24 protein-coding genes are annotated in these 22267 nt (G+C 69.3%); 11 read left to right on the top strand and 13 right to left on the bottom strand.

Annotated features, from left to right (window positions below):
- Positions 1-15: 15 nt before the first annotated feature.
- Entirely contained in the window at positions 16-1266 is a 1251-nt protein-coding gene (locus AC6EKW_RS02260; RefSeq protein ID WP_498513566.1) for a lipopolysaccharide biosynthesis protein, read from the top strand.
- On the opposite strand, the gene AC6EKW_RS02255 is transcribed toward AC6EKW_RS02260, so the two are convergent.
- Positions 1247-2233 (bottom strand): NAD-dependent epimerase/dehydratase family protein, encoded by a 987-nt coding sequence (locus tag AC6EKW_RS02255; RefSeq protein ID WP_498513565.1) that lies wholly within the window; start codon positions 2231-2233, stop codon positions 1247-1249. The genes AC6EKW_RS02260 and AC6EKW_RS02255 overlap by 20 nt on opposite strands.
- A gap of 59 nt (positions 2234-2292) precedes the next feature.
- Positions 2293-2700 carry an NUDIX domain-containing protein gene (locus tag AC6EKW_RS02250; protein ID WP_498513564.1) on the bottom strand — a complete coding sequence of 136 codons (408 nt, stop codon included), beginning with the start codon at positions 2698-2700 and terminating at the stop codon, positions 2293-2295.
- Between the two features lie 238 nt (positions 2701-2938).
- Between AC6EKW_RS02250 and AC6EKW_RS02245 the strand changes: the two genes are divergently transcribed.
- Positions 2939-3613 carry an undecaprenyl diphosphate synthase family protein gene (locus AC6EKW_RS02245; protein ID WP_498513563.1) on the top strand — a complete coding sequence of 225 codons (675 nt, stop codon included), beginning with the start codon at positions 2939-2941 and terminating at the stop codon, positions 3611-3613.
- On the opposite strand, the gene AC6EKW_RS02240 is transcribed toward AC6EKW_RS02245, so the two are convergent.
- Positions 3610-3780, bottom strand: a complete 171-nt coding sequence (locus tag AC6EKW_RS02240) for a hypothetical protein (protein ID WP_498513562.1) — start codon at positions 3778-3780, stop codon at positions 3610-3612. The genes AC6EKW_RS02245 and AC6EKW_RS02240 overlap by 4 nt on opposite strands.
- Positions 3781-3886: 106 nt before the next feature.
- Here AC6EKW_RS02240 and AC6EKW_RS02235 point away from each other — a divergent pair, with 106 nt between their 5' ends.
- The 3 genes from AC6EKW_RS02235 to AC6EKW_RS02225 are packed head-to-tail and all read left to right on the top strand — an operon-like array spanning position 3887 to position 6141.
- Complete coding sequence (locus tag AC6EKW_RS02235; RefSeq protein WP_498513561.1) at positions 3887-4864, top strand: thiamine pyrophosphate-dependent dehydrogenase E1 component subunit alpha; 978 nt, start codon at positions 3887-3889, stop codon at positions 4862-4864.
- An 18-nt stretch (positions 4865-4882) separates the two neighbouring features.
- A complete protein-coding gene (locus AC6EKW_RS02230) occupies positions 4883-5911 on the top strand; it encodes an alpha-ketoacid dehydrogenase subunit beta (RefSeq protein WP_273887112.1) in 1029 nt (342 codons plus the stop codon).
- The gene (locus AC6EKW_RS02225) at positions 5908-6141 is read left to right on the top strand and encodes a lipoyl domain-containing protein (protein WP_498513560.1); all 234 of its coding nucleotides are present in this window, start codon (positions 5908-5910) and stop codon (positions 6139-6141) included. The genes AC6EKW_RS02230 and AC6EKW_RS02225 overlap by 4 nt, the downstream gene beginning before the upstream one ends.
- Before the next feature lie 8 nt (positions 6142-6149).
- Here AC6EKW_RS02225 and AC6EKW_RS02220 read toward each other — a convergent pair whose 3' ends face one another.
- Both AC6EKW_RS02220 and AC6EKW_RS02215 read right to left on the bottom strand, forming a co-directional pair.
- On the bottom strand, positions 6150-6557 hold the full coding sequence (locus AC6EKW_RS02220) for a hypothetical protein (protein WP_498513559.1): 408 nt from the start codon (positions 6555-6557) through the stop codon (positions 6150-6152).
- A gap of 57 nt (positions 6558-6614) precedes the next feature.
- On the bottom strand, positions 6615-7487 hold the full coding sequence (locus tag AC6EKW_RS02215) for a sigma-70 family RNA polymerase sigma factor (RefSeq protein WP_498513558.1): 873 nt from the start codon (positions 7485-7487) through the stop codon (positions 6615-6617).
- 292 nt (positions 7488-7779) lie between these two features.
- Between AC6EKW_RS02215 and AC6EKW_RS02210 the strand changes: the two genes are divergently transcribed.
- Complete coding sequence (locus tag AC6EKW_RS02210; protein ID WP_273887116.1) at positions 7780-8499, top strand: acetate uptake transporter family protein; 720 nt, start codon at positions 7780-7782, stop codon at positions 8497-8499.
- A gap of 52 nt (positions 8500-8551) precedes the next feature.
- Here AC6EKW_RS02210 and AC6EKW_RS02205 read toward each other — a convergent pair whose 3' ends face one another.
- The 3 genes from AC6EKW_RS02205 to AC6EKW_RS02195 all read right to left on the bottom strand — a co-directional run bounded on the left by AC6EKW_RS02205 (position 8552) and on the right by AC6EKW_RS02195 (position 11067).
- Positions 8552-9250 carry a response regulator transcription factor gene (locus AC6EKW_RS02205; protein WP_498513557.1) on the bottom strand — a complete coding sequence of 233 codons (699 nt, stop codon included), beginning with the start codon at positions 9248-9250 and terminating at the stop codon, positions 8552-8554.
- Positions 9228-10322: a sensor histidine kinase gene (locus AC6EKW_RS02200; RefSeq protein WP_273887118.1), complete on the bottom strand. Its 1095-nt coding sequence runs from the start codon at positions 10320-10322 to the stop codon at positions 9228-9230. The genes AC6EKW_RS02205 and AC6EKW_RS02200 overlap by 23 nt, the downstream gene beginning before the upstream one ends.
- A gap of 124 nt (positions 10323-10446) precedes the next feature.
- Complete coding sequence (locus AC6EKW_RS02195; protein ID WP_273887119.1) at positions 10447-11067, bottom strand: undecaprenyl-diphosphatase; 621 nt, start codon at positions 11065-11067, stop codon at positions 10447-10449.
- A 161-nt stretch (positions 11068-11228) separates the two neighbouring features.
- Between AC6EKW_RS02195 and AC6EKW_RS02190 the strand changes: the two genes are divergently transcribed.
- Genes AC6EKW_RS02190 through AC6EKW_RS02175 form a run of 4 tightly spaced genes read left to right on the top strand, consistent with a single transcriptional unit; the run spans position 11229 to position 15124 of the window.
- Positions 11229-13016, top strand: a complete 1788-nt coding sequence (locus tag AC6EKW_RS02190) for an MGDG synthase family glycosyltransferase (protein ID WP_273887120.1) — start codon at positions 11229-11231, stop codon at positions 13014-13016.
- Entirely contained in the window at positions 12992-13690 is a 699-nt protein-coding gene (locus tag AC6EKW_RS02185) for a polysaccharide deacetylase family protein (protein WP_273887121.1), read from the top strand. The genes AC6EKW_RS02190 and AC6EKW_RS02185 overlap by 25 nt, the downstream gene beginning before the upstream one ends.
- A complete protein-coding gene (locus tag AC6EKW_RS02180) occupies positions 13690-14577 on the top strand; it encodes a hypothetical protein (RefSeq protein WP_273887122.1) in 888 nt (295 codons plus the stop codon). Before AC6EKW_RS02185 ends, AC6EKW_RS02180 begins: the two co-directional genes overlap by 1 nt.
- 58 nt (positions 14578-14635) lie before the next feature.
- A complete protein-coding gene (locus AC6EKW_RS02175) occupies positions 14636-15124 on the top strand; it encodes a GtrA family protein (RefSeq protein WP_273887340.1) in 489 nt (162 codons plus the stop codon).
- Here AC6EKW_RS02175 and rfbD read toward each other — a convergent pair.
- Genes rfbD through AC6EKW_RS02160 form a run of 3 tightly spaced genes read right to left on the bottom strand, consistent with a single transcriptional unit; the run spans position 15121 to position 18218 of the window.
- A complete protein-coding gene (rfbD, locus tag AC6EKW_RS02170) occupies positions 15121-15945 on the bottom strand; it encodes a dTDP-4-dehydrorhamnose reductase (protein ID WP_273887123.1) in 825 nt (274 codons plus the stop codon). The two genes, AC6EKW_RS02175 and rfbD, sit on opposite strands and share 4 nt — an antisense overlap.
- Positions 15946-15960: 15 nt before the next feature.
- Positions 15961-17295: a glycosyltransferase family 4 protein gene (locus AC6EKW_RS02165; protein WP_273887124.1), complete on the bottom strand. Its 1335-nt coding sequence runs from the start codon at positions 17293-17295 to the stop codon at positions 15961-15963.
- Complete coding sequence (locus AC6EKW_RS02160; RefSeq protein WP_273887125.1) at positions 17292-18218, bottom strand: glycosyltransferase family 2 protein; 927 nt, start codon at positions 18216-18218, stop codon at positions 17292-17294. Before AC6EKW_RS02160 ends, AC6EKW_RS02165 begins: the two co-directional genes overlap by 4 nt.
- Positions 18219-18379: 161 nt before the next feature.
- Between AC6EKW_RS02160 and AC6EKW_RS02155 the strand changes: the two genes are divergently transcribed.
- Positions 18380-19888, top strand: coding sequence for an N-acetylmuramoyl-L-alanine amidase (locus tag AC6EKW_RS02155; protein WP_273887126.1), 1509 nt, complete (start codon positions 18380-18382; stop codon positions 19886-19888).
- Between the two features lies 1 nt (position 19889).
- Here the strand turns inward: AC6EKW_RS02155 and AC6EKW_RS02150 are convergent, their stop codons facing one another.
- Together AC6EKW_RS02150 and AC6EKW_RS02145 are read right to left on the bottom strand one after the other, a co-directional pair.
- Entirely contained in the window at positions 19890-20849 is a 960-nt protein-coding gene (locus AC6EKW_RS02150) for a UDP-glucuronic acid decarboxylase family protein (protein WP_273887127.1), read from the bottom strand.
- Positions 20842-22206 (bottom strand): UDP-glucose dehydrogenase family protein, encoded by a 1365-nt coding sequence (locus AC6EKW_RS02145; RefSeq protein ID WP_273887128.1) that lies wholly within the window; start codon positions 22204-22206, stop codon positions 20842-20844. Before AC6EKW_RS02145 ends, AC6EKW_RS02150 begins: the two co-directional genes overlap by 8 nt.
- Positions 22207-22267 lie beyond the last annotated feature (61 nt).

Genomic DNA, 22267 nt, shown 5'->3' with positions numbered 1-22267 from the left:
TCCTCCCTACGGAGCGTGCTCAAGACCCGTCAGCAGGGTGTGGGCGCGGGCAGCGCCTACATGATCGTCTCCCTGGGCATCTCCGGCGTCCTGACCTACGCCTTTCAGAGCTTCGCGGCCCACACCCTGGGCAAGAGCGGCTACGGGCCGCTCGCGCTGCTCTGGTCCGCGACCTTCCTCACGGTGCAGGTGCTCTGGATCGCCGGCACCCAGACCCTCGGGCGCTACGTCTCCGAGCGGGCCGCCCGGGGCGAGGACTGGCGTCCCGTGGTCGCCTCGGTGCGCCGCTGGCAGGCGGGGCTCGCCGCCGCCTTCGTCATCCTGGCGGCCGCCGCTAGTCCGATCCTCACCGAACGCGTCTTCCAGGGGCACGCCTGGCTGAGCTGGGCCTTCATAGCGGCCGTGGTCGCCTACGCGCCGGAGTATTTCCGGCGCGGCATCTTCAACGGCCACCGCCAGTTCTCCCGTCTCGGGGCCCAGCTCGTCTCCGAGCAGACCGGCAGGCTCGTCATAGCCGTGGTGCTGCTCGCCGCGGGGATGGGCGTCTTCGGGGCGGCGGTCGCGATCGTACTCGCCCCGATCATCGGGGTGCTCGCCGTGAGACCCACCCTGGCCGACCCGCCGCAGAGGGAGGGCGAGCCCTTCTCCGCCGGGCGGGCGGCGCGCTTCGCAGCGCCCGTGCTCGTCTGCATGGCCGTCGCGCAGGCCTTCGCCAACGGCGGCGTGATCCTGGTGAGCCTGCTCGGCGGCACCCTCCCGCAGGTCAGCGTCTTCGCCGCGGCCCTGATCCTGACCCGCATCCCGCAGTACGTGCTGAGCCCGGCCGTCGAGAGCCTGCTGCCGCACGCGAGCCGTATCCTCGCCTCCGAGGGCCGCGCCGCCTTCGAGCGCTTCGTCGGGAGGGCGCTCGGCCTCGTGGCGCTCGTCGGGCTGCTCATGGTCGCCGGGACCTGGCCGCTCGGGCAGTGGGCGGTGCGGCTCTTCGCCGGTTCGGACTTCCACGCCAGCAGAGGGCTGCTGGTCATGCTGGCCGCCCTGGCCGCCTTCTACCTGATCTGCGACATGTTGAACCAGGCGCTCTTCGCCCGCGGGTTGACCAGGCTCGCCGCGCTCGCCTGGGTGCTCGGGCTGCCCGTCGCGGGCGCGTCCCTCGCGCTCTCGGGCGCCGGGGTGATGAGCCGGGTCGCTCTCGCGCTGCTCGCCGGGATGGTCGCCGTCTCGCTCTTCCAGGTCGCCTTCTACCTGCTCAGCGGCTCCCGCGAATGAACCACTCCGCCGTGCGCCTCAGGCCCTCCTCCAGGCTCACCTCGGCCTGCCATCCGAGCATCCGGCGGGCCTTAGAGGTGTCCGAGTAGTTGCGCTTCACGTCGCCCGGTCTGGGCGCGGCGTGTTGGATCTCCACGTCCTCTATCCCGAAGTCGGAGAGCACCGGGATGAGCTTCTCGACGAGCTCCAGCACAGTCGTCTCCGAGCTGGTCGCGATCTGGAAGATCTCACCACCCACGCCCGGCCTCTCGGCCGCGAGCCGCACCGCGCGCACGAGATCTTCTATGTAGATGAAGTCCCGGGTCTGGGTGCCGTCGCCGTAGATCTCGAGCGGCTCGCCCCGCATCGCCCGGCTGATGAAGCGCGGGACCGCGTTCAGGACCTTGTGCCCCGAGCCCGGGCCGTAGACGTTGCCGAAGCGCAGCGCGACGGTCTCGAGCCCGTAGGCGAGGAAGTAGGCCGAGCAGTAGCCCTCCCCGGCGAGCTTGCTCGCCCCGTAGGGGCTCGCCGGGTGCGGGGCGAGGTTCTCGTGTATCGGGGGCTCGACCTCCCCGACCGCGGCCCCGCTCGAGGCGAAGACGAACCTCCCCGCCCCCGCGTGACGGGCGGCTTCCAGGTAGTTGAGCGTCCCCACGACGTTGGCGAGGCAGTCCTTGCGCGGGTTCTCGACCGAAGGGGCGACGCCGGTGTTCGCCGCCAGATGCACCACCACCTCAGCGCCCCGCGCCGCTCGCAGCGCGAGCTCATCGTCGAGGATGTCCCCGACGACGAGCTCCACCCCCTCCCCCGCCATCTCCCCGACCTCTTCTGCCGGGGTCTCCGAGAACCCGCACACCCCGGCGAGATCCTCCCGGCTTCCCACCGAGAGGTCGTCGAGGACCCTGATCGAGTGTCCCCCCTCCGAGACGAGCGCCCTCACGAGCGCGGAGCCTATGAAACCGCAACCCCCGGTGATGAGCCAGTTCAAGGAAGCCCCCTTCTCACTCTGAGCCATCCGACACGGTGGCGGAGTTTACCACCGGGGCTCTACTCGAGCACCACCGGCCCCCGAGCCCCGGAGAAGTACGCCGCGAGCACCGGTCTTCCGGTCTCTATGACGTCGAGCTCCTCGATCTCCTCCCGACTGAAGAACGCGAGATCGAGCGACTCCGGGCTGCGCCGGAGATCCGAGAAGTCCTCCACCGAGACCCGGTAGGCGAACGAGATCACCCGCACGACGTTCCCGTCGGGGTAGGCGACGATCTTCGACGGATCGGAGAAGACGCAGAAGAGCTCCGAAGAGCTCACCGAGAGCCCGGTCTCCTCGCGCACCTCGCGCCGGAGCGCCTCCCCGAGCGGCTCGTCGACCTCCACGGCCCCGCCCACCATCCCCCACCGTCCGCAGTCGCTGCGCCGCTCCAGGAGCAGACGCCCCTCGCGCTCGATGAGCGCCATCACCCCGACCATTATCGGGCGGTTGGGGCGCGGAGCGCCGGGGTTTCTGTAGAAGAACCTGGCCGGTGGCAGAGAGCTCCCTCCTTACTCGTAGCCAGGAGCCGATTCTAGCAAAGCCGGAGTCTCCACCGGAGGTTACCGATCTGTTACCCGATTCTCAAGAAAACTTAAGGTAGCCGCACGATCATGCTGGTATCAAAGGGCTTGGCGGAAGAGCGCGAAAAGGAGTGAGCCCTTCTTGAAGCTGATCCGGAGAAAGCCCACACGAAGCAAGCGCAGGAGACCCAAGGCCTCGCCGGCCCACGTGGCGCTGGTGGCCGAACGCAGCGGCCCGCGGGAGGCCCCACCCCTCGTCCCCCTGCTGGAAGCCGCCGGAGAACTCGGGATGAGGACGCTCATGATCTGTCCGCCGCCCGGCGGCGAGGGCGGCGTCATCTCCGAAGTCGGTGCGGAGGAGGCGCTCCGGCTCGGGGTACGCCTGCGGTTCTGCGGCCTCCCGGAGGAGCTCCCGGAGGAGCTGCGGCGCGAAGCCGCGCGGGCGGAGAGCCTGACGGCCCGCGCCCGCGGCCTGGAGGTGTGCATAACCCCGGGATACTACGGCGGCCGGGCGGAGATCGTCGCGGCGGTGAAGTCCCTCGCCGCGGAGGGCGTCCCACCCGAGAAGATCGACGAGGCCGCCATCTCCGGACGTCTCGCCGCTCCCGCCGCCTGCGATCTGGACCTGATCGTCTACGCCGGAGACCGCCCGCGCTTCTCGGACCTCCTGCTCTGGGAGATGGCCTACGCCGAATTCTACGCCGCCGGCCGCCCGTGGCCGGAGCTCACCGCCGCGGACCTGGAGCGGGCGGTCGAGTCCTACGCCTCCCGGTCTCGCCGCCGCGGAGGCGTAGAGCCCGCAGACACCGGCCCCTAGAGCCCCTTCAGCGCCCCCGCCAGCTCGCGCTCGTAGAAGGAGCAGAACTCTTTCTGGCGCTCGCCCATCTGGATGAGCGTCACCCGTCTGAAGCCGACCCCGGCGATCTCCCTCACGCCCTCGACGATCCCCCGTGAGTCCGGCCCGCAGGGGATCATCCGCGCCACGTCCTCCTGCCGGACGTTCGCGGCGAAGGCCTCGAGCTACCCACCGCTCCCTTCCCGGATCTGGCTGTTTGTGCGACAATTCGTGTACTACAGGAAAGGAGGAGTGATGGATACGAGCACACGCCTCTCGCTATACAGGACGATGGTCCGCATCCGGGCCTTCGAAGAGGCGATAAGACGGGAGTACTACGTGGGCAAGCAGCCCGTCTTCGACATCGGGGCCGGCCCGGTACCGGGCGAGATGCACCTCGCGGCGGGCCAGGAGCCGGTGGCCGCCGGGTTGTGCGCCCACCTGAGGTCCGACGACGCCCTCACGGGTCCCCACCGCCCGCACCACATCGCGCTCGCCCACGGGGTGGACATGAAGCGGATGACCGCTGAGATCTTCGGGCGCGAGAGCGGCCTGTGCCACGGCAAGGGCGGTCACATGCACCTCTTCGCCCCGGAAGTCCACTTCGGGTGCTCGGGGATAATCGCGGAGGGCATGCCGACCGCCTGCGGGCAGGCGCTCGCGTTCAAGAAACGCGGTACAGATCAGGTAGCGGCCGCCGTCGTCGGGGAGGGGGCCGTAAACCAGGGCGGCTTCCACGAGTCGCTGAACCTCGCCGCGCTGTGGAAGCTCCCGGTGATCTTCGTCGTCGAGGACAACGACTGGGGTATCTCGGTGCCCCGCTCGGCCTCGACGAGCAACTTCTCGGCCACCGACCGGGGCCAGGCCTACGGCATCCCCGGCGAGCGTGTCGAGGACAACTCGGTGGAAGGCGTCTACGAGGCGTGCGGACGCGCCGTACAGAGGGCACGCCGGGGCGAGGGACCGTCGCTGATCGAGGTGCACACCCTGCGGCTCTGGGGCCACTTCGAGGGCGACGCGCAGGGCTACCGCGAGAGTGAGCTCGAAGACGTGCCGGGGCGCGACCCGATCCCGACCTACCGGAGGACGCTCATCGAAGAGGGCTTGCTCGACGAGGAAGAGGCCCAGAGGATCCGGGCCGAGGCCGAAGAGGAGGTCGAGGCGGCGATCCGGTTCGCCAAAGAGAGCCCCGAGCCCGCGCCCGATGAGGCGCTGGAACACGTCTTCGCCTGAGGGAAAGGAGGAAGGAAGATGACGACCGCAGAGAGGACCCGCGAGAGGCGGTTAACCACCGCGCGGGCGATGGTCGAGGGCATCGCGCAGGAGATGCGCCGCAACGAAGAGGTCTTCGTCATGGGCGAAGACGTCGGCGCCTACGGTGGCATCTTCGGCACCACCACCGGGCTCCTCGATGAGTTCGGTCCCGAGCGGGTGATGGACACCCCGATCAGCGAGACCGGGTTCATCGGCGCCGGGGTCGGGGCCGCCATCGAAGGGATGCGCCCCATCGTCGAGCTGATGTTCGTCGACTTCTTCGGCGTGTGCATGGACCAGATCTACAACCACATGGCCAAGATCCACTACGAGTCCGGCGGCAACGTCAAGGTGCCGATGGTCCTGATGACCTCGGTCGGCGGTGGCTACTCCGACGGGGCCCAGCACTCGCAATGCCTGTGGGCCACCTTCGCCCACCTGCCGGGGATGAAGATCGTCGTCCCCTCCAACCCGCGCGACGCCAAGGGGCTCATGATCTCCGCGATCCGGGACGACAACCCCGTCGTCTACATGACCCACAAGGGCATCATGGGCCTGGCCTGGATGGCCAAGAACGCCCGCTCGGTCGGCCCGGTACCCGAAGAGGAGTACGAGGTCCCGATAGGCAAGGCGAGCGTGGCCCGCGAGGGCACAGACGCCACCGTCGTGACCCTCTCGCTCTCGGTCCACCACGCGCTCGACGTGGCCGAGCGGCTCTCGGGAGAGGGCATAGAGCTGGAGGTCCTCGACCTGAGGAGCCTGGTCCCGCTCGACCGGGAGGCGATCCTGGAGTCGGTCGGCAAGACCGGCAGGGTGCTCGTCGTCGACGAGGACTACCGATCCTTCGGTCTCTCCGGCGAGATCGCCGCGACGATCGCCGAGGAGGACCCCACGCTGCTCAAGGCCCCGCTCTCGCGGGTGGCGGTACCGGATGTGCCCATCCCGTACGCGAGGCCGCTCGAACGGGCGGTCCTGCCCACCCCCGAGCGGATAGAGGAGGCAGCGCGCGGGCTGGTGGGCGCTTGATCGAGGTCCGCTTCCCTCTACTCAACGAGAGCGAGCCCGACGCCGAGGGGGTGCTCGCCACCTGGTTCGTCGGCGACGGCGAGGAGGTCGGGGAGGGTCAGCTTCTGTGCGAGGTCCAGGTGGAGAAGTCCTCCGAGGACGTCCACGCAGAAGGGGCGGGCACCATCCGGCTCGTGGTCTCCGAGGGAGAAGTGGTCCGTCAGGGAGAGGTGATCGCCCGCATAGAGTAGCCCTCGCGCTAGTGGTTGATGCGCTCGGCGCTCTCCGGGAAGGCTTCACGCACCCGGCAGAGGGCGGCTGAGGCACGGATCATATACAGCTCGAGCAGCAGGCGGCGCAGGACCCCGCAGCGGGCTCTCTGCTCCTCCACCATCCGAGCGAGCCTCAGCACGTCCTCCGTGCAGCGCTGGTAGCCGAGGGCGCACATCTCGAGCTCGATCTCCGAGGGCGAGCCGCGGAGGGTCCTCACCATCTCCGCGGCTCGCTCCGCCACGTTGCGGCTCGTCTCGGCCACGCCCGGCCGGGCCTCCTCGTACGGCGAGGCGGAGGCTATCCGTCCCACCGAAGCCCGGCGCAGGCGACGCAGGGTCCTCCTGCGACCGAGGGAGACGGCAAGGTCCATGATGAAGACCACGACCCCAAACAAGCCTCGCGCCATAAAACGCCAAAGACCACCGGACTTCTCTTGCAAGGCCCACCTCCTTCAGGATGCAGGGGCCAGAGGCCGCCGGGCCATCCGCCGGCTCGCCACCCTCAACGACCGCTCCGCCTGGGTCTGCAGCTGGCGCACCCGCTCGCGGGAGCAGCCGAGCTCGCGGGCCAGCTCGGTGAGCGTCGCCGGCTCCCGGCCGTCGATACCGTACCTCCTGACCAAAACATAGTGCAGGTTCTCCGGCATCCGGCGCAGCGCCCCCCTGAGCCAGACGCTCTCCACCCTGCTCATGGCGATGCCGGCGACGTCTGAGCTCTCCCCGTCCTCGACGAAATCCCCGGCCACGGCCCCCGGATCATCCTCCGAGATCGGCCGGTCGAAGCTCGTCACCTCGGGGGTGGCGCTCAGGGCGAAGACGACCTCCTCCACGCTCCACCCGAGCCTCTCGGCGATCTCCGCCTCCCGCGGGTCGCGCCCGAGCTCGAAGGAGAGTTCCTCGCGGGCCCGGATCGCCTTGCGGATCTTCTCCCCCATCTGCACCGGGATCCTGACGACCCGGCCTTTGTCCGAGATCGCCCGCCCGACCGCCTGGCGGATCCACCAGGTGGCGTACGTCGAGAAGCGGTAGCCCCGCTCGGGGTCGAACCTCTCGACCGCCTTCATCAGCCCGATGTTGCCCTCCTGGATGAGATCCTCGAACGGCAGCCCCATCCCCCGATACCTCTTGGCCACCGAGACCACAAGCCTGAGGTTGCGCTCTATCAGCTCCGCGCGCGCCTCTGTATCCCCGCCTCTCGCCCGCCGGGAGAGCGCGACCTCCTCCTCGTGGGTCAGAAGCGGAAGGCGGCTGATCCGCTCCATGTAGCCCTCGAGTAGACCGGGAGCACCGATCTCCTGCTCCGCCACGTTCTCGATCAGACTCATCACTCCCCTTCTCGACGCTTCGGATTTCGTCCCCGAAGAGGGTTCCTCTTCTCACCACGTTTTATTCCCGCGGTCTTCAAGGATTCAGTAAAGAGCGGTTAGAAAGCCGTAAAGAACTCTCAAACTCTCCCCCGGACCGCTTAACAAAACCATGCATGATCCGCCAAAAACGCCGACTTTGCCCGCTTAACACCTCTTTACGAAAGCTTTACTGGAGGTTCACAGGCATGGAGCTATGCTTAGAAGAGAAGCCGGCCGGCGAGAACCGAAGCTCTCACAAGGAGGTGTCAGGATGAGTGATCAGAGTGTGAGGACAGAAAGGAGAGGGGCAGGGGGAGAAGCCGCGTCCAACGGGCGTTCCCCGGCCCGCACGTTTTTGCAGCCGATAGCCGCCCCTTCGATAGTCGGGCTCTTCGGCTTCGCCGTCTCGACCTTCATGGTCGCGGCGAACCTGGCCGGGTGGTACGGCAGCTCCTCCGAGCCGGTGTTCCTGTTCCCGCTCGCGTTCGCCTTCGGCGGGATAGCGCAGTTCGCCGCCGGGATGTGGTCCTTCAAGGCGCGGGATGCGGTGGCGGCCGGGATCCACTCGACGTGGGGTGCGTTCTGGATCGGCTACGGCATCCTCTGGTACATGGTGGCGAGGGGCATGGTCAGTACCGGCAGAGCCTTCGACCTGGGTCTCGGGTACTGGTTCATCGGGCTGACCGCGGTGACCTTCATGGGCGCCATAATCATCGGCACCGACAACATCGCCCTCGCGTTCGTCCTGCACACGCTGTGGCTCGGCGCCGGCGCGCTCGCCGTGGGGCTCCTCACCGCGACCCACTTCTGGGTGGTGATCGCCGGGTATCTGCTGATCCTCTCGGCCATAGCCGCCTGGTACTCTGGGAGCGCGCTGATGGCCGCCGGGATGGGCAAGCCGATGTTCCCGATGGGGCTGAGCCGACGCGAGAGGGAGAAGGCCGAGTTCAGCGCAGGGTTCGGCGAGCCCGGCGTGAAGCGAGGCCAGTAGTACCGGCAGGCCCACCGTCGGAGAGGCCCCGCTTCGAGCGGGGCCTCTCCTTTCACTCTTCGGTGAACCTGTATCCGGCCCCGAAGACCGTCTGTATGTAGCGGGGGTTCTCGGGGTCGGGTTCTATCTTGTGCCGGATGTGCTGGATGTGCACGTCCACCACCCGCGGCTCTCCGTAGAAGCACCCTCCCCAGATGTGCCTGAGGATGCGCTCCCGGTCGCACACCTCACCGGGGCGGGAGGCGAGGAAGGCGAGTATCTCGAACTCGCGGTTGGTCAGCCGGACCGGCTCCCCCTCACGGAAGACCCTGCGGCGCGAGAGGTCTATCTCGAGGCCGTCGAACTTCAGCGTCTCGCTCTGGGGAGCAGCCCTGGAGCGCCGGCGTCTCAGGTGCGCCCGGACCCGGCTCGCGAGCTCGCGCGGGCTGAAGGGCTTGGTGACGTAGTCGTCCGCCCCGACCTCGAGCCCAACCACGATGCTCGTCTCGTCATCCCGGACGCTGAGCATGATGATCGGCACGTTCTCCATCCCGGAGCCGCTCGCGCGTATCCTGCGGCACAGCGCGATCCCATCGGTGTCCGGGAGCATCCAGTCGAGGATCACGAGGTCGAAAGGCCCCTCGCCCTCCAGAAGCTCGGTGGCCTCCCTGCCGCTGGAGGCCGTCTCGACCTCGATACCCTCGTCGCCGAGCGCGTACTCGACGACCCTCCTGACCGCCGCGTCGTCTTCAACGACCAGTACCCTGGGCATCCTCATCCATCTCCTTGAGCTCTATCTCGAAGGTGGACCCCTCGCCTTCGCGGGAGCTGACGCGCACGGTCCCCCCCATCCCCTCCACCAGGTCCCTGCAGATGGAGAGCCCGAGCCCGAAGCCACCGGAGCCGGGACCTTTGTAAAACCGCTCGAATATGCGCGGCAGCTCCTCGGGGCTTATCCCCTCCCCTTCGTCCTCGACGGCTATCCGCCCGCCGTCGATCCACACCAGGACCCGCCGTCCCTCCGGGGAGTGCTTTACGGCGTTGCTCAGCAGGACGAGAAGCGCCTGCTCCAGGTGCTCCGGGTCCGCGAGGACCGGCCTCCGGTCACGGACCTCGAGGCGGAGCTCGACCGAAGCGCCTTGAGCGATGGGCTCCATCCTCTCCACCGCCTCCCCGGCAACCCCGGCAGGGTCGGTCCGGCGAACGTGGGGCTCCCTTCTCTCGGCTCCGACGCGGGCGAGGCGCAGCAGCGTGTCGGAGAGGCGCTGCATCCGCACGGCCTCCGTCCGTACGTCCTCGAGCAGACGTCGTTGGCGCCCGGGGTCCTGCTCGCCGGTGAGGAGGAGTTCGGTCGCGCCGAGGATGGCCGTGATGGGCGTCTTGAGCTCGTGGGCGGCGTTGGCTATGAAACGCTGCTGGTTCGCCTCGAGCCGCTGCTCCTCGGAGAGGTCGCGCAGCAGAACGAGCACCCCGCCCCGGTGGTCGTCGAACTTGGGCAGGTGTTTGAGCCCGACCTGCACCGCCGTCTCTCCGGCGTGCGCGTATCCTCCCTCACACTGGAGAACGCGGGCACAGCGCTCGACGGCCCTCCTCAGGTCGAAGTCCTCGAACGGGCTCGGCACGGGCCGCTGGAGCAACTCGTCGCCCTCCACCCCCAGGATGCCGCGGGCGGCCGGGTTGGCGAACATCACCCGGCATTTGAGGTCGGTGGCGAGAACGCCCTCGCTCATGTTCTCGAGGATGGCTTCGAGCGTCTCTTCCTTCTCTTCGAGCAGGCGTCGGGAACGACCCGGCAGCAGATCGTCGAGGGATTCTCTCAGCGACTCGAAGAGCTCCCGGATCAACTAGTACATCCCCCGTCTTCCGTCCTCTCTCTCGAATCCCCACCGGGGAGCGGTCCTCCGGCATTATAGCCGCAGCCGGAAGCGAAGCGGGGCAGGACGGGAGAAGGCGTCCCGGAGGGGATTCCTAGCGCAGCGAGATGCGCCGCCCTCCGGAGTCCCTCTTGGCCCCAGGCAGCGGGAGGTGCAGGGCGAGTATCACCCGGTCGGCGAGGCGGCTCAGCGCCCGCATGGCGGGCTCGAGCCAGAGGATAAGCACCGCGGCGACGACCGTTCCCACCACGAACCCGCCGGCGATGTCCCCCGGGTAGTGCTCGCCCACGTAGACCCGGGCGTAGCTCATCAGGGCGGCGTAGAGGAGCGCGAGGATGCCCAGGCGGCGATGGAAGGCGAGGAGCACGAACGAGATCGCGAAAGCCGCCGAGGCGTGGTCGCTGGGGAAAGAAGCGTCCGCCGGGTGGGGGGTGAGAAGGTGAACGGTGTCCGGATGGCTGACGAACGGACGCGGCCGGTACCATATGTGGCTTATGATCACGTTCACGAGCAGCGCAGCCCCGGCCCCGATGAGCGCGGTTATCGCGCCGCGGCGCTCACGCTCGAGTCCCGCCACCCACCCGATCAAAAACCACACCGCGATCAGCCCCACGAAGATCGCCACGGCCCATCCGGCGGCGTGCACCATGATCGCGTCGACCAGGGGATGGCTTCCGGCCGGAGCGTTGATCAGACGCTCTATCCTGTAGTCCAAGCCTCTCTCCTTACAGCCGGGTTCCGTTAAAGCAATATTAAATTCTCGCCCGTCTCTATGAGAAGCGGCTGAGAAAGCTCTTAAAAGAATCTCAAACAAAACCGCTATATTCTTCATGTTTTGATGTACGATGAGCGACAGTCGGCGGCGGGAGGAAAGGGATGATCTGGTACGTCATCCCGCTCGCGGCCCTCTTCGCCTGGCTTCTCACCGCGGCGAGGCTCCGGAGGGCGGCCACCGCAGAGGACTTCGTGCCTCTCCCCGGAAGGGTGCTCGTGCTCAGCGCCTCGGTCGGCGGGGGGCACGATGCGGCGGCCCGCGCGCTGGGCGGGAGGCTGGAGGAGTCCGGGCTCGTGGTGACGGTGGAGGATGGTCTGCGGGCGATGAGTCCCGCGCTTGAGGTCCTGCTGCGGCGCGGGTACATGAACCAGGCGAGAGGCAGCGGCCGGATGCTGGCGTTCATCTTCGGCCTCACCTCGCAGCGGGCCTGCGTCTCGGTGGTCCGGACGCTGTGCGGGCTGCTGTACGCCGGCCGGCTGCGGCGCCTCCTCCTCGTCCACCGGCCCGAGATGGTGATCTCGACGTATCCCCTCGTCACCCAGGCTCTCGGGAAGCTGCGCCGCCGGAACCTGGCTCCACCGGTGATCGCGGCCATCGCGGACTACGGCGTACACCCGCTCTGGGTGCACCCGGACGTGGACCTGCACCTGGTCGTCTCGAAGCACTCGGCCGAGCTCGTCCGGCAAGCCGGGGGTCGGGCGGAGGTGGTGCGTTTCCCGGTGAGACCGGATCTTCACCAGAACCTCGACCGGAGGGAGGCCCGGAAGACGCTGAAACTCCCCCCGGAGGGCAGGCTGGCGCTGATCGTCGGTGGAGCGTGGGGGATAGGGGACCTGGAGACCGCCGCCCGGTGTGTGGTCGGGAGCGGGGTCCACACCGTGGTGGTGACCGGCAAGAACACCGCCCTCAAAGAGCGGCTCGGGCGGGCATTCTCCGGCCGGCGGGACGTCACGGTCTTCGGCTGGCGCGAGGACATGCCCCTGCTCATGGCCGCCTCGGACGTCCTGGTGCAGAACGCCGGAGGGATGACCTGCCTGGAGGCAAGGGAAGCCGGGCTCCCGATAGTGATGTTCGACCCGGTGCCCGGCCACGGCGAGTTCAACGCGCTCGCGATGGAGCGGGCCGGAGCCGCCCTCTGGCCCCGCACGGCCGAAGAGCTCGTCTCGATCCTCGAGAGCGGCGCCTACCGTGAGCTCCGGGCACCGGAACCCTCCCGAAACACGGATCCCGAAGACGTCCTCCGCGAAATCCCCCGGGAGCGCCCACTCCCCACCGCGGGCTCCACGCCCCTGCGCCCGGTTCTCGCCCCCCTCTTCGCGCTCGGGATGCTCGTCTGGCTCGTCTTCGCCTCCCCCGGCGCGGCGCTCGCCGTCGAGACGCTGCACCTGAAGATACCGGGGTACGACCCGCCCCCCGGCGAGATGGCCCTGGGGATAGAGACCTCGAACCCGGCCACGGCGAGCGCCGCAGAGAGCTTCGCCCGGCGGCACGGTCTCCCGCTCACCATCTTCGTGCGAGGGAAGGCCGGGGAGGGTCTCGTCCCGGCGCGCGGGGTGAACTTCGGGCTCATCGCCAGGAGGGGGGAAGGGATCACATCACCCTGGCGCAGCCGGGCGGCGCTGAAGCGCACGGCGGAGAAGCTCCGCCGCGAGCGGGGCATCCGGGTGCGCTATCTCCTCCCCGTCCCCAGGACGAACCTGGCCTCGCTCGCCACCGCCCCGCGGGGGATGCGGCCCGTGGCCCCGGAGAAGCCGGGCATGGTGGGCAACGGTCTCGTCGTGATAGACGCCTCGGGGATGAGCCCCCGGGCGGCGAGGGAGGCGCTGCGGGACGCGATGGCGCAGGCGAAGACGAAAGGTCTCGAGTGCGTGCCGCTCGGAAAGCTGTAGGGGCCGGGCTGGCGCTCGCCGCGGCCTACGCCGCCCCGGCAGCCTTCCGGCTTCCGCCGGCCGGGGTCCTCTTCCGACCCCTGACCCGGGTGGAGGGGAACCGCGTGGCGCTGACCTTCGACGACGGTCCGGCTCACTCCACGGAACGCTTCCTGGAAGTCCTGCAGGAGCGCGGGGTGCGGGCCACGTTCTTCGTCGTCGGAGAGCAGGTCGAGGCCAACCCGGGCATCCTCGAGGAGATCGCTTCCTGCGGGCACGAGATCGGACTGCACTGCCACCGGCACCGCAACCACCTGCGCCTGGGCCCGAAGGCGACGCTCGAGGACCTGCGAAGGGGGGCCGGGATCATCGAAGAGGTCCTCGGCCGGCGGGTCGCACTCTACCGTCCACCCTACGGGGTCTTCAACGCCGCCTCGTGGTCGTGGTGCGGCAGGAGGGGCTACCGCCGGGTGCTCTGGTCGCGCTGGGGGAAGGACTGGGAAGAGGGAGCCACACCGTCGAGCGTGCTGCGCAACCTCGGATCTCCGGAAGCAGGAGAGATCGTGCTGCTGCACGACGCCGACCGCTACTCCGCACCAGGCTCCTGGCGCAACACGCTGGCCGCGCTGCCGGAACTCCTGGAACAACTCTCCGAGAGAGGCATCGGGGCGGGGCCGGTGGGGAGGTCGAGCTAGTGCATACCAGCCTCCTTCTGGGCATCGCGCTCGCGCTCGCCTCCACCTTCGCGTACAACGGCTCGGCGGTGCTGCTCGCGGTGGCGGCCCGCCGCCGCTCGCGGGGCAAGCCGCTCGTGCTGGAGGCGGGCAGGGACACCAGCGGCGTGGGAGGGGTGCTGCTCGACGCCTCCGGATGGGTGCTCGAAGCCGCCGCGCTCGCGCTCATCCCGCTCACGCTGGTCCGGGTGTTGAGCTCCGCCGGGCTCGGGATGCTCCTGGCCCTGAGCGGCAGGATGCTCGGAGAACCACTCGGGCGGACGAAGCTCACCGGAGCCGCGCTCGTTGGGGTCGGGGTGGTCGCGGTCGGCATCTCACCGCCCCGCTACGGCGGGGCGGCACCCGCCGCCTGGGAATGGGGGGTGATGGTCGCGCTGGTGGTGCCGGTCGCCCTCTGCTACTACGTGCTCCGGGCGCTCGGCCGGCCCCAGGCCTCCCGCCTCTTCGGCGCCGTCTTCGCCGGGGTGGCCTTCGCGACGAGCGGCATCTTCACCAAGGGGGCGGTGGACCTCTTCTCCTCCGGAGCCCCCCTCTTCTCCGCGAGCCCGGACCATCCGCGAGGGCTCGCCCTCCCGCTCGCCCTGCTCGGAGCCGGGATGCTCGCGAGTGGGGTGCTGGCCTTCGAGGCGCAGATGAAATCGCTGCGCCACGTCCACGCCTCGGTCGTCACCCCGGTCGTGCTCGCGCTGCACACCGTGATCCCGATAGCCGCGGCCCCCTTCCTCTTCGACGAGCGGTGGCCGTCGAGCCCGCTCCTGCAGGCGGTGCTCGGCCTCGGCGTCTTCCTCACCCTGCTCGGCACGCTCGTGCTCTCCGCGGACGGCTCGAAGGAGCTGGAGGTCCCCTGAAAGGCATTTCTCTCACGAACCTCTCAAGAAAGAGAGGGAAAATCCCGGCGTGGCACGGATGAGAAGGGAGTTCTTCGCCAGCTACGCCCGGTTCTCGCTCGTCGGGCTCTCCAACGGCGTCGTGGACTACGGAGCGCTGAACCTGCTCATGCTCCTCTTTCCCACCCGCCACCCGGTCCTGCTCGCCTCCTACAACGTCGTCGCGCTCATCCTGGCCAACGCGAACAGCTACGTCTGGAACAGCCGCTGGACCTTCCGGGGCCGCAGCGACCGCTCCCCGAGAGAGCTCCTGCTCTTCTCCAGTCAGGCCGCCCTGAACATCCTGGTGGCGGGCGGCGTGATCTGGGGCGTCTCCTCGCTGCTCTTCGCGGACACCAACCTGCCCTCCCTCGTCGTCGGCGACGCGGCGAAGGTCACCTCGAGCGTGGTCGCGACGACCCTGAGCTTTCTAGTGCTGCGCTACGTGGTCTTCCGGGAGCGCCCGCGGGGCGAACGGATGCCGGACCTGCCGGAAGCCACCACGCCACCCTGCCGGAGCTCCCGCTAGAGCTCCCTCGAGAGGTAATCGGAGAGCGCCTCGCGCCAGTGGCGCATCGCCGGCCCGTCCGGCGAGGACAGGACGCCGTTGGCGGGCCGGGCGGCGGGGAGGGGGTACTCGGAGCTCTTGATCGGGGAGAGGTCGGCCTCGATCCCGGCGAGGGTGAAGATCTCGCGGGCGAAGTCGTACCACGAGCAAGACCCGGAGTTGGTCGCGTGGTAGAGCCCGTAGAGGCCGCGCGAGACGATCTCCGCTATCGCCCCGGCGAGGTCGCGGGCGTAGGTCGGGGAGATGTACTCGTCGTCCTTCACCTTGAGCGATCTTCCCTCCCCCGCGGCCCGCAGCATCGTACGCACGAAGTTGTGTCCCTCGCCGTAGACCCCGGCGGAGCGGACCACGTACCAGCGGCGGCACAGACGCATCACGTACTCCTCCCCGGCGAGCTTGGTCCTCCCGTAGACGCTCAAGGGGTTGGGCGGGTCGAAGGGTTCGTAGGGGCTCTCCGAGGTTCCGTCGAAGACGTAGTTGGTGCTCACGTGCAAGAGCTCGATCCCCCGCCGCTCGCAGAGCTGGGCCAGGTTGCGCGGCCCGAGCGCGTTCACCCGGTAGGCAAGCTCCCGCTCCGTCTCGCAGCCGTCGACGTTGGTGTAGGCAGCGGCGTTGATCACGAGCTCCGGGGCGTGCTCCTTCAGCGCCGCCTCGACCGCCGGATAGTCCGCCACGTCGAGCTCCTCGTGCGAGAACGGCACGACCTCCCTCCCCTCCTCGGGCAGGACGCGGGCGAGCTCCCGCCCGAGCTGTCCCGCTGCACCGGTAAGAAGCACCTTCATCCCGTCTCTCCTCCTCTAGCCTCCGGCGAGTGAATCGTAGAGCGCCTCGAGCTCGGCGGCGTACTCGCTGGTGGTCTTGACCGGTCCTATCCCCTCCCGCAACCTCGCGAGCAGCCCGGGCTCGGAGGCGAGCCGGCGCAGCTGCCGGCCGAGGTCTTCGGCGTCGTCCGCCGCGAAGAGGAGGCCGTTCTCTCCCGGACGCACGAACTCGGACATCCCGCCGAGGTCCGCGGCGAGGACCGGAATCCCGGCGGCGAACGCCTCGAAGACGACGCCGGGGGCGTTCTCGTACCAGCGGGAGGGAACCGCGAGCACGTCCATCCCCGCGAGGACCTTCCCGATCTCCCGGCGCACGAAGGGACCGGCGAGCTCGATCCTGCCGTCCGGGGCCGCGAGCTCGCGCAGCTTCCGCACGTACCCCGCGTCGGGGCCGGGGGAGCCGTGGAGCCTCAGCCCGGCCGGCAGATCCGGCGCCCGGAGGAACGCCTCGATCAGGAGATCGGGGCCCTTGTGCGGCGCGAGCGTCCCGACGAACCCGACCCGGAGCGGGGGCACCTCGCGCGGCGGGACCTTCTCTATCCCGCCGGTGTCTATCCCGTAGACCGAGACCGAGATCCTGCCCCGCCCGAGGCCGTTGGCCTCGAGCAGCTCGCGCGTGAGCCGGGTGTAGGCGAGGATGTGGTCGACGAGAGCGAGCTGCCGCCGGACGTACCCGGCCCGCTCCCGCAGGTCGCGCACCTGCCCCAGAGGAAAGATCCTCCTGGCGAGCGGGGTGCGCGAGGCCAGCCCCACGGCCCGCAGGGCCGCGTCCGGCATCAGCCCCACCGCACGCGAGAGCCCGCCGTCCGGGCTGCGCGAGGCCAGGCACCTCAGGCAGTGGTGGAGCTCGGGTCCCCGGCAGAGGACCCCGTCGTGGCGGTAGAGGTCGACCACCGGGCAGATGCTCCAGAAGTCCGCCGCGGTAAAGACGACCGGTATCCCCAGCCCCTTGAAGGCCGGGACGACGGAGGCCGAGAGTCCCTGCAGGTGCATCGCGTGCACCACGTCCGGTCCGAACTCCCGGGCGCAGGCGCGCGCCACCTCCGTCATATGCGGGTTCTCGTAGTTGAGCCGGTAGGGGCGGGAGAGCCCTTCCCGGGGCCGGCCCACCCTGCGGACGGGCACCCCCTCGTAGACGTAATCGCGCACCTCCCCGGGCTCGATGTCGCCGTGCGGGGCGCTGCGCCGTGCCGCCAGGACGAAGACCTCGTGCCCCCGGGAGCGCAGCTCGCGCGCCAGGTTCAGCGTCACCACCTCGACACCGGCCGAGCTCTCCGGGAAGAACTGATGGGCGCAGAAGAGTATCCTCACAGACCGCCCCCGATCAGACGCTCCAGACGCGGGCCGTCCGACGCGGCGAGCAGAGTCCCGAGGCCGTTCGCCGCGGCGTACGAGGCGGCCCGGGGCGCGTGCCGCAGCGCCCCGAGGGGCCCCGCCTCGCACCAGAGCCCGCGCAGGAGGTGGGCCAGATCCGCCGCCCCCGAGAGGAGGGCCGCCGGGGGGGAGACCTCGACCCCGAAGAGCTCCCGCAAAAGACGCGCCTCGGTGTAGCGTCGCCTCAGGTCGTAGCGAAATCCCCGCTCGTGCGAGTGGTAGACGACGGAGCGCGGCTCGTAGACGAGGGCGTATCCCGCCTCGACGACGCGCCGCCCCCACCGGAGATCCTCCCCGAAGCCGCCTTCCTCGAACGGGATCTCCTCCCAGACCGACCGCCGGATGCAGGAGCTCACGTCGTCGAAGGCGGCGGCGAGCCGTCGCTCGGCCGGAGTCAGCGCCCCGAGTCCCCGCGGGGCCCGCTGCACCCTGCGCCTCTCCGACGAAGCGAGGGAGCCTCGCGCCAGTACCCGGGTGAGCGGGGTGGCCTCCGGACGCGGTAGCTGCCTGCCGTAGACCCCGGCGACCGAAGGGTCTCCTTCGAGATCCTCGACCATCGCGGAGAGCCAGCCGCCGTCCGCCGGGAGCGCGTCCTGCACGACGAACGCCACGTACTCGCCGCGCGAGAGCGAGACCCCGAGGTTGCGCGCGGCCCCGTGGTCGAAGCTCCCCGGCGGGATCTCGTGCACCAGCGCCCCGAACCTCCGGGCCGTCTCGACCGTGCCGTCGTCGGAGCCCGAGTCGACCACGACGACCTCGACGACGAAATCTCCCCTCTGCGCGGCCATCCTCTCGAGGAGCAGCCCGAAGCCCGGTCCGGCGTTGCGGGTGAGCACCACCACCGAGACCTCTCCTCTCACCGGGGATCACGCCCCCCCCCGGGCATCGCGGCCACGCATCAGGGAGGCATTCTATCCTCCCGGTGTGGATTTCACACCGGAAGACGGCTCTCGGGGCTTAAGTTTCGTTCGCTTTTGTCCGATAATTCTTCCAGTACTTCGCAATGTTTCGGAGGGGGAATATGCGATCGAAGACATCCATCCTTCTTGCTCTCTGTGCGGCGGTCGTATGCCTCGCCGCCGGCAGCCACCCGGTCGGGGCCCGGCAGCAGGGCGCCGCGGCCCGGACGATCTCCGGTGAGGTGAGCGCGGCCTCGCACCGCTACGGCGTGCCGGAGAGGCTGCTTCTGGCGATGGGTTACGTCAACACCCGATGGGAGACCCCGCCGCCGAGCCCGTACCGGAAGGGCGACCCGGAGGCGAGGGGAACCTTCGGGGTGATGCAGCTCGCCGACAACCCCTACCAGCACACCCTGCGGCTGGCATCGAGGATCACCGGGATCTCCCAAAAGCGCCTCGAGCAGAACCGGGCGGCGAACGTGATGGGGGCCGCGGCGGTCCTCGCTCACTATGCCGGCAAGCCGGGACCGCAGAACATAAACGGCTGGCGCGGAGCCGTGGCGCGCTACGGGGGCGGCGAGGCGTACGCCGAGCAGGTCTACCAGACGCTCAGACAGGGAGCGAGCACGAGGACTTCCTCGGGCGAGAGGGTCGTCGTCCCCCGGACGCCGGGGGCACGGGCACCCCAGGCCTCCTACGCTCCCTCGGCGGTGCGGGCGGACTACGCCCGGGCCCGCTGGTACGGGACCAACGGGAACAACTTCACCCCCGCGAACCGGCCTCATGACCTGAGGATAAACAGGATAATAATCCACGTCACGCAGGGCTCGTGGGCCTCGGCGATAAACTGGTTCAAAGATCCGAACGCCCAGGTCTCGGCCCACTACGTCATCCGCTCGAAGGATGGCTACGTCGCCCAGTCGGTGAGGGAGAAGAACATCGCCTGGCACGCGGCCAACTGGAACTACAACCAGCACTCCATCGGCATCGAGCACGAGGGGTACATCAACGACCCCAAGTGGTTCACGGATGCGATGTACCGCTCCTCGGCGAGGCTGGTCGCCCACCTGTGCCGCAAGTACCACATCCCGATCGACCGCAAGCACATAATCGGGCACAACCAGGTTCCCGGGGCAGACCACCGGGACCCGGGACCCTACTGGAACTGGAAGAAGTACATGCGCTACGTTCGACACTACGCCGGGGCGAAGAGAAAGCTCGTCTACCAGCAGGTGGTGGACAACGCCTCGGGCCGCTTCCAGGCCTCTAAAAACTGGTACTACAACACCTGGAACAAGGCGAAGTACGGCAGAAACTACCGCGCCGCCCGCCCGAAGGCCGTCTCGGACCCGGCGAACTTCTACATGAAGGTCCCCGTCACGGCGGATTACGTCGTCTACGCCCGCTGGCCGGCCTCGAGCAGCTACAACTCGCGCACCCCGATTCTAATAAGGACGACCTCGGGCTTTGAGAAGGTCGTCGTCAACCAGCGGCGCCACGGGGGAAGGTGGGTGAAGCTCGGCACTTTCCGTATGCCCAAGGGCAATAAGAGGGCGATCAAGATCTCCCGCTGGACGAGCGGACGCGGCTGGGTGATAGCCGACGCCGTCATGATCCGGCGCTACAGGTAGTTCATCTCGCGGCTCGTTTCCGAGCGCCCGCCCCGGCCGCGAACCAGCGGATGGTGCGCGCGAGGCCCTCTTCCAGGTCCACCACGGGCTCCCACCCGAGAGAGGCGCGAGCCCGGCTTATGTCCGGGGAGCGCCGCCTCGGGTCGTCCTCCGGCGGCGGCAGGTGGACGATGCGGCCCTCGCCCCCGGCGAGGCGGGAGACGAGCTCTGCTATCTCCAGCACGCTCCGCTCTTCGGGGTTACCCAGGTTCACCGGCTGCGCCTCGTCGGAGCGCATGAGGAGCAGGAGACCTTCGACGAGGTCGTCCACGTACTGCAGGCTCCTGGTCTGGGTGCCGTCCCCGTAGACGGTCAGGGGCTCCCCCGCGAGGGCCTGCCGGACGAGGTTCGGGACGAGCCGGCCGTCGTCGGGGCGCATCCGGGGCCCGTAGGTGTTGAAGATGCGGGCTATGCGGGTCTGAAGTCGGTGGCGCCGGCGGTAGGCCGATGTGAGCGCCTCGGCGTAGCGCTTGGCCTCGTCGTAGGCGCCGCGCACCCCCGTGGTGCTCACGTTGCCCCGGTAGTCCTCGGGCTGGGGGTGGACCAGGGGATCGCCGTAGACCTCGGAGGTCGAGGCCAGGAGGAAGCGGGCATTCTTGCTCCGCGCCAGCTCGAGAACGTTCCTCGTCCCGGCCGAGCCACTCTCCAGGATCTCGATCGCGAGGGGCCCGAAGGACTTCGGGCTCGCCGGGGAGGCCAGGTGGTAGACCTCGTCCACCCTGCCGGGGATACGGATCGGGCGCCGCACGTCGCGCTCGAGCAGGAAGAACCTCCCCCCGAGGTGTGAGACGTTCTGCGGGGAGCCGGTGATGAAGCTGTCGACGCAGACGACCTCGCAACCTTCGGCGAGGAGCCTCTCGGAGAGGTGGCTCCCGACGAAGCCCGCCCCGCCGGTGACGAGCGCGACGCGCCTCCTAGCCACGGCCGAAACCCGAGTAGAGAAGCCCGGCCGCCCGCACCTCCTCAGGGTCGAGGGCGTTCCTCCCGTCCACGAGAAGGCGGGGCTCGCGCATGATGGCGGCGGCGCGCACGAGGTCCAGGGCGCGAACCTCCTCCCACGCCGTCGCGACGACGGCGGCCCGGGCGTCCTCGAGCGCCGAATAGGGGTCGTGGCAGGGTTCGAGGCCGGGCACGCGGCGGGCGGCCTCCTTCGCCGAGACCGGGTCGTATCCCGCCACACGCGCCCCCTCCATGATGAGCAGCGCGGCGATCTCGAGCGCCGGGGAGCCCCTCAGATCCTCCGTCCCCGGCTTGAAGGAGAGCCCGAGCAGGGCGACCCGCTCCCCCTCCAGCGACCCACCGAGCGCCGAGCGCACCCGGCACACGGCCTCCCGCCGCTGCGCCAGGTTCACCTCCTCCGCGGCCGCGAGGAGCGGCATCCCAAGACCCTGGTCCCCGGCCATCGCCCTGAGCGCCGCCACGTCCTTCGGGAAACACGAACCTCCCCAGCCGATCCCGGCCTCGAGGAACGCCCCACCTATCCTGTGATCGAGCCCGATCCCCCGGGCCACCTCCCCGACGTCCGCGCCCACCAGCTCGCAGAAACGAGAGATCTCGTTGATGAAGCTGATCTTGGTGGCGAGGAAGGCGTTGGCGGCGTACTTTATCGTCTCGGCGCTCGCGAGGTCGGTGACGATGAGCGGGACCTCCCGCTTCGGCCTGGGTTCGATCGGGGACGGGAAGCTCTGCTCGACGATCGGACGGTAGAGCTCGCGCATGATCTCGAGCGCCTCCTCCGATTCCCCGCCGAGCACGACCCTGTCCGGGAAGAGCGTGTCCAAGACGGCGCTCCCCTCGCGCAGAAACTCCGGGTTGGAGACGACCCGGAAGCTTCCCTCCCCGGCGCCGCCCTCGCGCAGCAGGCGCGAGACGTAGTCCCCGCCTCCCACCGGCACGGTGCTCTTGTTCACCACCACGAGCGGGCGCTCCCTGCCGGCGCCCCCGAGAACCCGGCCCACACCCCGCGCCACCCCCTCCACCCCCGAGAGATCCACCGAGCCGTCGGCCCGGCCCGGGGTCCCCACAGCGACGAAGAGCACCTCCGAGGCGAGGACCACCGGCTCGAGGTCGGTGGTGAAGCGCACCCGCTCCCGGCAGGCGTCCAGGATATCGCGCAGGTGAGGCTCGTGGAGGTAGAGGTTCCCCCGTCTGAGCGCCTCCACCTTCCTCAGGTCAGAGTCGACGGCGGTCACCTCGCAGCCGAGGTACGCCAGGCACGCCGCGGTCACCAGCCCGACGTGGCCGGCACCCACCACGGCCACCCGCCGGGGTGCAACCACCTCTCTCCCAAAATCTTCGGGCATACGCCCCAAGGATATACCCGGGACCGACGGGTTACTC

It is taken from the genome of Rubrobacter sp. M3-4, from assembly GCF_059772285.1.
This window is presented reverse-complemented; position numbering and strand designations above follow the sequence as displayed.

What these genes read in the sequence shown, in the direction of transcription:
- AC6EKW_RS02205 (WP_498513557.1), bottom strand. Translation starts at nt 9,250, where the DNA reads ATGCCCAGGGTACTGGTCGTTGAAGACGACGCGGCGGTCAGGAGGGTC.
- AC6EKW_RS02235 (WP_498513561.1), top strand. Translation starts at nt 3,887, where the DNA reads ATGGATACGAGCACACGCCTCTCGCTATACAGGACGATGGTCCGCATC.
- AC6EKW_RS02175 (WP_273887340.1), top strand. Translation starts at nt 14,636, where the DNA reads ATGAGAAGGGAGTTCTTCGCCAGCTACGCCCGGTTCTCGCTCGTCGGG.
- rfbD (WP_273887123.1), bottom strand. Translation starts at nt 15,945, where the DNA reads ATGAAGGTGCTTCTTACCGGTGCAGCGGGACAGCTCGGGCGGGAGCTC.
- AC6EKW_RS02230 (WP_273887112.1), top strand. Translation starts at nt 4,883, where the DNA reads ATGACGACCGCAGAGAGGACCCGCGAGAGGCGGTTAACCACCGCGCGG.
- AC6EKW_RS02210 (WP_273887116.1), top strand. Translation starts at nt 7,780, where the DNA reads ATGAGTGATCAGAGTGTGAGGACAGAAAGGAGAGGGGCAGGGGGAGAA.
- AC6EKW_RS02250 (WP_498513564.1), bottom strand. Translation starts at nt 2,700, where the DNA reads ATGGCGCTCATCGAGCGCGAGGGGCGTCTGCTCCTGGAGCGGCGCAGC.
- AC6EKW_RS02155 (WP_273887126.1), top strand. Translation starts at nt 18,380, where the DNA reads ATGCGATCGAAGACATCCATCCTTCTTGCTCTCTGTGCGGCGGTCGTA.
- AC6EKW_RS02215 (WP_498513558.1), bottom strand. Translation starts at nt 7,487, where the DNA reads ATGAGTCTGATCGAGAACGTGGCGGAGCAGGAGATCGGTGCTCCCGGT.
- AC6EKW_RS02190 (WP_273887120.1), top strand. Translation starts at nt 11,229, where the DNA reads ATGATCTGGTACGTCATCCCGCTCGCGGCCCTCTTCGCCTGGCTTCTC.